This is a genomic window from Methylobacterium sp. E-005, assembly GCF_022829725.1.
Lineage (GTDB): Bacteria > Pseudomonadota > Alphaproteobacteria > Rhizobiales > Beijerinckiaceae > Methylobacterium.
In genome coordinates this window covers 17,968-28,591 of the sequence record NZ_JAKSYG010000156.1, presented here as the reverse complement: position 1 = coordinate 28,591, position 10,624 = coordinate 17,968, and the positions used below count along the sequence as shown (strand labels likewise).

9 protein-coding genes are annotated in these 10,624 nt (G+C 71.5%); all 9 read left to right on the top strand.

Annotated elements, in window-relative coordinates; genetic code table 11:
• The first annotated feature begins 38 nt into the window (after nt 1-38).
• The 9 genes from MKK88_RS17120 (at nt 39) to MKK88_RS17080 (ending at nt 10,550) form a co-directional block, all read left to right on the top strand.
• On the top strand, nt 39-1,133 hold the full coding sequence (locus tag MKK88_RS17120) for a GNAT family N-acetyltransferase (protein WP_244001743.1): 1,095 nt from the start codon (nt 39-41) through the stop codon (nt 1,131-1,133).
• Entirely contained in the window at nt 1,130-2,974 is a 1,845-nt protein-coding gene (locus MKK88_RS17115; RefSeq protein WP_244001741.1) for an IucA/IucC family protein, read from the top strand. The genes MKK88_RS17120 and MKK88_RS17115 overlap by 4 nt, the downstream gene beginning before the upstream one ends.
• Nucleotides 2,971-4,335, top strand: a complete 1,365-nt coding sequence (locus MKK88_RS17110; RefSeq protein WP_244001739.1) for a lysine N(6)-hydroxylase/L-ornithine N(5)-oxygenase family protein — start codon at nt 2,971-2,973, stop codon at nt 4,333-4,335. Before MKK88_RS17115 ends, MKK88_RS17110 begins: the two co-directional genes overlap by 4 nt.
• Before the next feature lie 410 nt (nt 4,336-4,745).
• A complete protein-coding gene (locus tag MKK88_RS17105) occupies nt 4,746-5,540 on the top strand; it encodes an IclR family transcriptional regulator (protein WP_244001737.1) in 795 nt (264 codons plus the stop codon).
• Nucleotides 5,541-5,543: 3 nt separating this feature from the next.
• Complete coding sequence (locus MKK88_RS17100) at nt 5,544-7,067, top strand: class I adenylate-forming enzyme family protein (RefSeq protein WP_244001735.1); 1,524 nt, start codon at nt 5,544-5,546, stop codon at nt 7,065-7,067.
• Nucleotides 7,064-7,837, top strand: a complete 774-nt coding sequence (locus tag MKK88_RS17095; RefSeq protein WP_244001734.1) for a citryl-CoA lyase — start codon at nt 7,064-7,066, stop codon at nt 7,835-7,837. The genes MKK88_RS17100 and MKK88_RS17095 overlap by 4 nt, the downstream gene beginning before the upstream one ends.
• A 2-nt stretch (nt 7,838-7,839) precedes the next feature.
• Nucleotides 7,840-8,553, top strand: a complete 714-nt coding sequence (locus MKK88_RS17090) for an SDR family NAD(P)-dependent oxidoreductase (RefSeq protein ID WP_244001732.1) — start codon at nt 7,840-7,842, stop codon at nt 8,551-8,553.
• 64 nt (nt 8,554-8,617) lie between these two features.
• Entirely contained in the window at nt 8,618-9,631 is a 1,014-nt protein-coding gene (locus tag MKK88_RS17085) for a Bug family tripartite tricarboxylate transporter substrate binding protein (protein ID WP_244001730.1), read from the top strand.
• 79 nt (nt 9,632-9,710) lie between these two features.
• Nucleotides 9,711-10,550, top strand: coding sequence for an SDR family NAD(P)-dependent oxidoreductase (locus tag MKK88_RS17080; RefSeq protein WP_244001728.1), 840 nt, complete (start codon nt 9,711-9,713; stop codon nt 10,548-10,550).
• Nucleotides 10,551-10,624 lie beyond the last annotated feature (74 nt).

Here is a 10,624-nt window from a genome sequence, read left to right as displayed (position 1 = left end):
CCCAACCCGCTCGCCGTCGATTCCGCGGAGGTCCGCCCATGACCCTGCGCACCCGCGCCGACAGTTTCGTCGGCATCCCCCTCGACGGCTGGAGGGGAACGAGCCGGCACTGGCCGGTGGCCGGCGAGGCCCTGGCCGTGGAGAGCCTGCCCCGCGACGCCCACACCGCCCGGCTCCGGGCGACGCGCGGCGGCGCGACCATCGCCGAGGCGGAGCTGCGCGGGCCGGGCGACGCCGACACGGCGACCCTCGACATCCTGCACCCGGACGGCCGGCACCCCGGCGAGACCGCGATCGTGGCCGCCCTGGTCGAGGCCGCGTTCCAGCGCTGCCCGGACGCACAGCGCCTGCGCGTCACCGGCCTCGGCGGCGCCCCGGCGCTCCTCGCCCTGGCCGGCGCGAGTCATTCGGAACCGGGCGCTGCGCCCGACGCGCTGATCGAGCGCGCGCCGTTCCACCAGCTCCCGCTGCTCTGGCTGGACCCGGGGACGCGGGCCGCCTACCCGCCGATCCGCTCGCATGTCGGGCCGCAGGACCGCCTACCGCCCCTGCGGCCGCCGCAGCCGAACGGCACGCTGTACCGGCGCTGGCTGCCCCATCTCGGCACGACTCTGTCGTTCCGGTCCATCGACCGGCGGCGCGACCTCGCACTCTTCCACGAATGGATGAACCAGCCCCGGGTCGCCTACTATTGGGAGTTGGCGCAGGGCACGGCGGAGCTCGACCGCTACCTCGCCGACCAGGAGGCCGATCCGCACCTGTTCGGGGTGATCGGCAGCTTCGATGACGTGCCGGTCGGCTATTTCGAGTTCTACTGGGCCAAGGAGGACCGGCTCGGCCCCTACTACGACGCGGAGGATTTCGACCGCGGCTGGCACGGGCTCATCGGCAACGCCGCCCATCTCGGCCGGCCGAAGACGCTGGCGTGGTTCAAGGCGGTGACCCACTACCTGTTCCTGGACGAGCCCCGCACCCGGCGGATCATGGGCGAGCCGCGGGCCTCGCACCGCAAGATGCTGAGCTACTGCGCGGACGCGGCCTACGAGACGCTCAAGGAATTCGACTTCCCCCACAAGCGGGCGGCCCTTGTCTGCTGCGAGCGCGAACGCTTCTTCCGCACGGTGCCCCTGTGAGCGCCGGACCCCTGCCGGGGGGCGGCCCGGTGACCGCACCGCTCTGGCTCGACCTGAACCGCGCGCTCATCGCCAAGACCATCGCCGAACTCGCCTTCGAGGAAGCGCTCGCGCCCGAGCCGACGGAGCGCGACGCCACGCAATGGCTGCTGCGCCTCGACGAGGGAATCGCCTACCGCTTCCGGGCCGAGCGCCGGATCTGGGGCAACCTCGCGATAGACCCCGAAAGCTTGGTTCGCGTCGCCGCTGACCGCGCGTGCCCGGCCGGCGATGCGGCGGGCTTCCTGGTCGACGCCAGCCGGGTGCTGGAGATCGCGCCGGCGACGCTCTGCACCTACATCGCCGAGGTGCTGAGCACCCTGGTGGCCGATGCCCGGATCGCGGCGCTCGGCCGGGACATCACGGGGCCGGCGCTGCTGGCCCTGAGCGACCGGATCCTGCAGGCCTATCTCGACGGCCACCCCAAGGCGCCGGCGAGCAAGGGCCGGATCGGCTGGGGATTGGCCGAGTTCGAGGCCTACGCGCCGGAATTCCAGCCGGAGATCCGGCTGTTCTGGGTCGCGGCCGACCGGGCCGCCTGCCGCTTCGACCGCGAACCCGGTCTCGCGGAGGCCGATCTCGTCGCCGACGCCCTCGCCGAGCCCGAGCGGGCCCGCCTGGCGGCAGCCTGCCGCGCGCGCGGCGTCGATCCGGAGCGGTTCCTGCTGCTGCCGGTCCATCCCTGGCAGTGGCAGAACCGGATCGTCCTGCATTTCGCGGGCGAGATCGCGGCCGGGCGCCTCGTCCCGCTCGGGACCTTCGGCCGGGCCTACAGGCCCCTGCAATCCCTGCGCACCCTGGCGCGCGCGGAATCGGGCGGCCGGCTCGACGTGAAGCTCGCCCTGACGATCCTCAACACCTCGGCGTGGCGGGGCGTGCCCGGCAAGTACATGGCGATCGGGCCGGCCTTCTCGGCTTGGCTCGCCGACATGGCCGCACGCGATCCCGCGCTTGCCGGCACCGTGATCCTGCGGGAGCGGGCGGGCGCCTTCTACCCACACCCCGTCTACGAGCGGATCGCCGACGCGCCCTACCAGTATCGCGAGATGCTGGGGGTGATCTGGCGCGACGGCATCGAGGGCCGGCTCGAACCCGGCACCGCCGCCCTGATGATGGGCGCGCTCCTGAAGGCGGACGCGCAGGGCCGCCCCCTCGTCGGCATCCTGGTCGCGCGCTCGGGCCTCGGCGCGGAGGCGTGGCTGGAGCGGCTCTTCGACCATGTGGCGGTGCCGCTCTACCACTTCCTCTGCCGCTACGGCGTCGGCTTCATCGCCCACGGCCAGAACGTCACCCTGATCCTGCGGGACGGCGTGCCCTGCGGCGTGGCGCTCAAGGACTTCCAGGGCGATGCCGATCTCGTCGATCAGGATTTCCCGGAGAGCCAGGACCTGCCGCCGGGCGTGCGGGAGACGCTCCTGCGCCGCCCGGCCGCCCATCTGCTGCAGCATCTCCAGACCGGGCATTTCGCGAGCCTGCTGCGCTTCGTCTCGGACGCGCTGCTGCGCGACCAGGGCGTGCCGGAGATCGCCTTCTACGGCGCGCTGGCCCGGGTCCTGCGCCGGTATCAAGCCCGGCATCCCGACCTCGCCGACCGCTTCCATCTGTTCGATCTGTTCACGCCGACCGTGCCGCGGGTCTGCATCAATCGCGTCCGCCTCGCCCTCGGCTACGGCGATTCGAACCTCCGGCCGGTGCCGCGGCTCGGCAGCGACCTGATCAACCCCCTCCACCGCGCAGACAGCGCCGCGGCGGCTCGGGCCGCTTCACGGACAGGCTCCCAGGCAGGGCTTCTCGCATCATGACGGACCACCCGCTCGATCTCGCCGGCATCGGCATCGGCCCCTTCAACCTGAGCCTCGCGGCGCAGCTCGACGCGGTCGCGAACATCGACGCGCTGTTCTTCGATCGGGCCCCGGCCTTCGATTGGCATCCCGGCATGATGCTCCCGGAGGCCGCGCTGCAGACCTCCTTCCTCAAGGATCTCGTCACGGCGGTGAACCCGACGAGCCCCTGGAGCTTCCTGGCCTATCTCGTGGCGCAGAAGCGGTTCTACGAGTTCCTCAACGCCGAGTTCGGGGCAGTGCCGCGGCAGGAATTCGCGCAGTACCTTGCCTGGGTCGCGGCCCGGCTGCCAAGCCTGCGCTTCGGCACGGCGATCCACGAGGTCCGCTTCGAGGCGGGCGGGTTCCGCCTGCGCGGCGATGGCGGTCTGGTCCGGGCGCGCAACATCGCCCTCGGCGTCGGCCTGCAGCCGAACCTGCCGGCCTTCGCGGGCAAGCTCGACCCGCGCGATCACGTCCACAGCGCGCAGGCTGCCTCATTCCTCGACCGTACCGCGGGCCGACGGGTCGCGGTGATCGGCGGCGGCCAGAGCGGCGCCGAGATCGTCCTGACCCTGCTGAACCGGGGCCGGGGCGCCCCAGCCTCGCTGGACTGGATCAGCCGCCGCCCGAACTTCCAGCCGATCGACGCGACGCCGTTCACCAACGAGCTGTTCACGCCCGGCTATGTCGAGCGCTTCCATGCCCTGCCGGAGGCGCGGCGCGGCGCCATCGTGGCGCACCAGAAGCTCGCGGGCGACGGCATCTCGCCCTCCACCCTGCAGGCCATCTACCGACGCCTCTACGCCCTGCGCCATCTCGCCGAGCCGGACGCCACCAGGGCGCCGGTCGCGGCGCGCCTGATGCCCCATCGCGCGGTGCTGGACGTCGACCGGGCGGGCGGATCCTACCGCCTCCTGATGCGCAACGGCTTCGACGGGCGCACCGAAGCGGCGCAGGCCGACCTCGTGATCCTGGCGACCGGTTACCGCTTCGCGCTGCCGCCCTGCCTCGGCCCGCTGCGTGACCGCCTCGCCCTCGACGCGACCGGGCGCCCGCAGATCGGCCCCGACTTCGCGGCGTCCTGGGACGGGCCGGTGCAGAACCGCGTCTTCGTGCTCAATGGCGGCCTGATCAGCCACGGCATCGCGGAGCCGCAGCTCAGCCTGATGGCGTGGCGCAGCGCCGTCATCGTCAACGCCGTGGCGGGGCGCACCGTCTTCGAGGCCGAGGCGCCGCCATCGCCCGTAAGCTGGGCGAGTGCCGAATCCGGACAGGTCTCCCACACGGGTGCGGAACGCAGGGAAGCCGCTGGCGCGCGCGCCCCGTACGCGATGGTGTGAGTGTCTGCCGGACCTTCGGTGAGATCCGGAGCATGCCGGCGACGGCTTATGAGCCGGTCCTTTCGAGGCCTGTCCGCCCCCGCCGCGATGACGTTGTTCTTCAGATCGGTTCGGGGTTGAGCGCACCGCACGCGGCCACCGTCCTTGCGAGCGCAGCGAAGCAATCCCGTCAGAGCCACATCGACCGCGGTCGCGCTGCCCTGGGTCGCTCCGCTGCGCCCACGATGACCAAGGGTGCCGGCCGCCAAGTCGAGCGCAAACTGTCCCCGACAGGTCGACCGCCGATATCTCCCTGTAATCCTTCTCGTCTGTCGAGAAGGAAATTTCGCACCCCGAGAGATCTGTGCTGGACAGTCCCGAAGCCGCGGCTGCACATTGGCCCCAACGAATAAGACGATCGGGGGGACACGATGCTGCTGGAGACAGCTGCGCCGGCCGAGGCGGGATCTCGGTCGTCGCTCTCCAAGGCCCTGGCGTTGCTGGTGGTTGTCGCCGAGCGGAGCCAGAAGGGCGTCAGCCTGAGCGCGGCCGCGACCAGGACCGGCCTCCATGTCGCGACCGCCCATCGCCTGCTCGCGGCCCTGGTCGACGAGAACTTCCTGAACTTCGACCCCTACTCGAAGCGCTACTTCCTCGGGCTGATGCCCTACGAGATCGTCAACCGGGCCGGTCCCGATCTCGAGTTCCTGCAGCTGCGCAAGACGCTGCGCCCATCCCTTGAGCGTGCGCAGCGGACGCTCGGGGGCCTCGTCAACCTGTCGGTTCCGTCCCAGGGCGAAGCGCTCTGCATCGACGTGATCGAGGGGCGCGCGCCGGTCCTCGTGAGCACCCTGAAGGTCGGCGCGCGGCGTCCCCTCGGCGTCGGCGCCGCGAGCCTCGCCCTGCTCGCGGCGCAGCCCGCGGAGGCACAAGCGGCGATCATCGCCCGCGAGGCGGAACGCTACCTCAAATACGGGCAGCTCACGGCCGCCCTGGTGAGCGAGGCCTGCGCGCGCTTCCCGTGCGACGGCTACGTCGTGAACGAGGCGCTGATCATTCCGGATATCGGCGCCCTGGCGGTGCCGGTGTTCCGGGACGGCGCAGTCGTCTGCGCCCTCTCGGTCACCAACACGATCTCCCACCTGCACCCCGACGCCCGCGCCGGGATCGCCGAGACCCTCCGCCGCGCCGTCACGGATGCCGGCTTCCAAGCCGAGGCGGCCTGACCGATGTACCCGATCGACCTCTTCCACCGTCAGGCGGCCCGGACCCCCGAGGCGATCGCCTTGGAGTTCGGCGACGCGCGGGTGACCTATGCGGATCTCGCCGCGCGCGCCGGGGCGCTCGCGGCTGGGTTGCAGGCGCTCGATCCGGAGCCGCAATCGCGCGTCGGCATCTGCTGCTTCAACCACGTCGAGCACGTGGTGGCATGGCTCGCCGTGCTGGCGGCCGGAAAGGTCTGGGTCCCGCTCTATCCGAAGAACAAGGCGGCCGAGATCGGCCTCGGCATCGCCTTCACGGAGGCCTCGATCGTGATCGCCGACGCGGGGGCGCGGGCGCTCGTCGAGGGCGCCGGGGCCGCGATACTGGTGGCGGATCCGGACGGGGGCGCGGGCACCACGGGCGGCCTCGCCCGGGCCCATGCGGGCGCGGCGCCGCGCTTCCACGCGCAGCCGCTCCACGCGACGCAGGCGATCAAGTTCACCGGCGGGACCACCGGCAAGCCCAAGGGGGTGATGCAGCCCTACCGGGCCTGGAACACCAACATCGCGACCCAGATCGCCGCCTGGGGCCTTAAGCCGGGCGAGCGCCTGCTGGCGGCCGCGCCGATCACCCACGGCACCTCGACCTACATCCTGCCGACGCTGGCCACCGGCGGGACGCTCGTCCTGCGCGATCAGCCGCGGCCGGACGAGATCCTGCGCTGCTTCGCCGAGGAGCGCATCGCCACGACCTTCCTGCCGCCGACCGTGATCTACATGATGATGGAGCTCCCGGCGGCGCGGCGCGGCACCTACCCGCATCTGCGCAACCTCGTCTACGGCTCGGCCGCGATGCGCCCCGATGCGATCGCGCAGGCGCAGTCCGTGTTCGGCCCCTGCATCGCGTCGACCTACGGCCAGACCGAGGCACCGCAGATCGCCACCATGATCTCCGCCGAGGAGCTCATGCGCCCGGACAAGCGCGCCACCGTCGGCCGCGAGACGATGCTGACCCGGGTCGTGATTCTTGATCCCGAGGGTACCATCCTGCCGTCCGGCGCCTACGGCGAGATCGCCATCCGCGGTGACCTCGTCATGACGGGCTACTGGAAGCAGCCGGACAAGACCGCCGAGACGATCCGGGACGGCTGGCTCCTCACGGGCGACCTCGGAAGCTTCGACGAGGACGGTTTCCTGTCGATCAAGGGGCGGGCGAAGGACCTGATCATCACGGGCGGCTTCAACGTCTATCCGGCCGATGTCGAGCCGGTGCTGGGCCAGCACGCGGCGGTGGCCGATTGCGCGATCTTCGGCGTGCCGGACGACAAGTGGGGCGAGGCGGTCCACGGCGCGGTCGAGCTGCGCGCCGGCATGGTGGCGGATCCCGGGGAGATCATCCGCTTCGTCAAGGACCGGCTGGGCTCGGTGAAGGCACCGAAGTCGATCGCCGTCTACGAGGCGCTGCCGCGCAACAATTACGGGAAGCTGCAGAAGCAGATTCTGGTCGAAGACCATATCGCGCGTACCGCCCGGGAGAGGCCGCAGCCATGAGCAGCACCAAGACGCCGACCACGGCCCTGAGCCATCACACCACGGACGCGATCTACTACCGCGAGAAGAACCTCGTCACCGACATCCTGAAGCCCGGCGCGACGCCCGATTTCGTCGCGGAGGCCGCCGCCCACATCCTCGGACGGGATGTCTCGGAGGGCGAGCGCCGCGTCCTCAACGCCATCATGATCACCATGATGGAGCACGGCTTCACCCCGAGCGCCATCGCGACCCGCTCGATCTACATGAGCGCGCCGGAGAACATGCAGGGCGCGGTGGCGGCCGGCCTGCTGGCGGTCGGCAGCCAGTTCGTCGGCACGGTCGAGAACAACGCCCGGATCCTGAACCAGCTCGTCGCCCTGGAGGCGGACGCGCAGCGCGCGCTCGCGGAGCGCGTCGTGGACGACCACAGGGCCCGCCGGGTCCACATGCCGGGCTTCGGCCACCACCTGCACCGCCCGGAGGATCCCCGCGCCGTCCGTCTCCTGGAGATCGGCGCGGAGAACGGCCTCGACGGACGCCACGTCGCCGCCCTGCGCCTCCTGTCGACGGTGGTCGACCAGCGGGCGGGCCGGCACATCACCATCAACGCCACGGGCGCCACCGCGGCCCTGCTGGGCGAGATGGGCGTGCCGGTCGAGCTTATGCGCGGCTTCTCGCTGATCGGCCGCACCGCCGGGCTCGTGGCCCACATCGCCGAGGAGCAGCAGCGCCCGAGCGGCCGCTTCATCTGGGACCTCGTCGACAAGTCGATCCCCTACGAGGCCTGACGATGCCCGACTACGCCCTCGTCACCGGCGGCAGCCGCAACATCGGCGGGGCGATCGCGCAGCGCCTCACGGCGGACGGCTTCAAGGTCATCGTCCTCGACGTCGTCAAGCCGGAGCACGACGCCCTGGACAGCTTCATCGAGGCCGACCTGTCCGACGCGGCCGCGCTGCCGCGGACGCTCGCGAACGCCATCGCGGGCCGGACCGTGACCCGCCTCGTCAACAATGCCGGCATCGTGGCGCCCGCCGCCTTGGAGGACACCGATCCCGGGAGCCTCGACGCCGTCGCGGCCGTGAACCTCAAGGCGCCGATCCTCTGCGCACAGGCGCTCCTGCCGGGGATGAAGGCAGCCGGCCGCGGCCGGATCGTCAACATCTCCAGCCGGGTCGCCCTCGGCAAGGAGTTGCGCACCGTCTACGCGGCGACCAAGGCCGGCCTGCACGGGATGACCAAGACCTGGGCGCTGGAACTCGGGCGCCACGGCATCACGGTGAATGCCGTCGGGCCGGGCCCGATCCGGACGAGCCTGTTTGACGCGGTCAATCCGCCGGGCGACGCGCGCACCGAGGCGATCATCCGCGCGGTGCCGGTGGCGCGCCTCGGCACCCCGGACGACGTGGCCGACGCCGTCAGCTTCTTCCTGTCCGATCGCGCGGGCTTCGTGACCGGGCAGGTTCTCTACGTGTGCGGCGGGATGACGATCGGCTCCGCCTGACGCCTCGAAGACCGACACGACACAAGAAACGACGGTCAAACAACAGTCCAATCGGGAGGACACCGTGGCATCTCTGACTCGGCGCGGCCTGGGCGTGTTGGCGCTTGGAGGAAGCCTCACGCTCGGCGCGAGCTTGGCACTCGGCGGCGGCGCCCAGGCCCAGGCGGCCTGGCCCGCGCGGACCGTGTCGATCATCGTGCCCTACTCGGCCGGCGGCGCCACCGACATCCTGGCCCGCAAGGTCGCGGAGGGCCTGTCCGGCGCCCTGGGCAAGACCGTCGTGGTCGACAACCGGCCCGGGGCCGGCGGCACGCTCGGCACGGCGCTCGCCGCCCGCGCGAAGCCCGACGGCTACACCCTGTTCCTCGGGCAGGTCTCGTCCCACGGCATCGCGCCGAACCTCTACACGGAGCTGCGCTACGATCCGGTCAAGAGCTTCGTGCCGATCGTGTTCATCGAGACGATCCCCAACATCCTGGCCGTCAACAAGACGCTGCCGATCAACTCGGTCGACGAACTCATCGCCTACGCCAAGGCCCATCCTGACGCGCTCAACTTCGCCTCCTCTGGGACGGGCGCCTCGACGCACCTTTCGGGTGAGATGTTCAAGGCGTTCACCGGGATCAGCATGACCCACGTGCCGTTCCACGGCAGCGCCCAGGCGCTCGTCTCGGTCATGGGCGGCCAGACGCAGATGATCTTCGACAACATGCCGTCCGTCTATCCCTACGTGACGGCGGGCAACCTGAAGGCGCTGGCGGTCACCACGCTGAAGCGCTCGCCGCAGGCCCCCGACATCCCGACGCTCGCCGAGGCCACCAAGAGCGCCGACCTGTCGCGCTACGACGTCAGCGCCTGGTTCGGGCTCTTCGCGCCGGCCGACACGCCACGGCCGATCGTCGATCGCGTCAACGCGGCCGTGAACGCGATGCTCAAGGAGCCCGGCTTCGCGAAGTTCATCGTGGAGACCGGCGGCGTGCCCGAGGGCGGGACGCCGGAGGATCTCGGCCGGTTCGCCGACTCGGAATTGAAGAAGTGGAAGACCGTGATCGAGCAGGCCGGCGTGCCGAAGCAGTAGGGGCCAGCCCGCGACAGGAGCTGCGCATGGACGCCGCCCCACACCCCATCGATGACTGCTCCGCGGAAGGGATAGCCCGATGATGCCAGCCGAGACCGCGCCGGCCCCCGGCCGCGACCTCGAAGGCCGCGTCGCCGTGGTGCTGGGGGCCGGCTCGATCGGGGCCGGCTGGGGCATCGGCAAGGCGATCGGCCTGCTCTACGCCCGGGCCGGCGCCCATGTCGTCGCCGCCGACCGCGACCTGTCGGCGGCCCAGGAGACCCGGGACCTGATCCTGCGCGAGGGCGGTAGCGCCGAGGCCGTCTGCGTCGACGTCTCGGACGATGACGGGCTCGCAGCCTGCCTCAAGGCGGCGGGCGCAGCGCGCGGCGGGATCGATATCCTCTACTTCAATGTCGGCATCGGGAAGGCCGGCCCCTCGACCGAGACTTCGGCCGCCGAATGGCGCCGGATCTCGGACGCGAACCTCACCGCGCTCCACCTCGCGGCCACGACCGTCCTCCCGGATATGCGCGCGCGCCGCCGCGGCGTCATCCTCGCCACCGCCTCGATCGCGGGCCTGCGGGACGTCGGCTATCCGCACCTCGCCTACGGCGCCACCAAGGCGGCGCTCATCCAGTACCTGCGCCTGCTGGCGGTCGAGAACGCGCCCTACGGCATCCGGGCGAACACGATCGTCCCGGGCCTGATCGACACGCCGCGCATCGAGAAGACCGTCGCGGGCGCCTATGCGGGCGGCCTCGACCGCATGAAGGCGCTCCGGGCGTCCCAGTGCCCCCTCGGCCGGATGGGCACCGCCTTCGACGTCGCGGAGGCCGCCCTGTTCCTCGCCTCGGACCGCGCCGCCTACGTCACCGGCACCGAGCTCCTGATCGACGGGGGCCTCGCCGCGACGGCGCGCGGCCCGGCCCCCGGCTGATCGGCACCCGCCTCCGTCGGACAGGTCCGGCATCCCTCCCGCTCAAACCCGTGGCGCCAGCGCCGACACGTCCG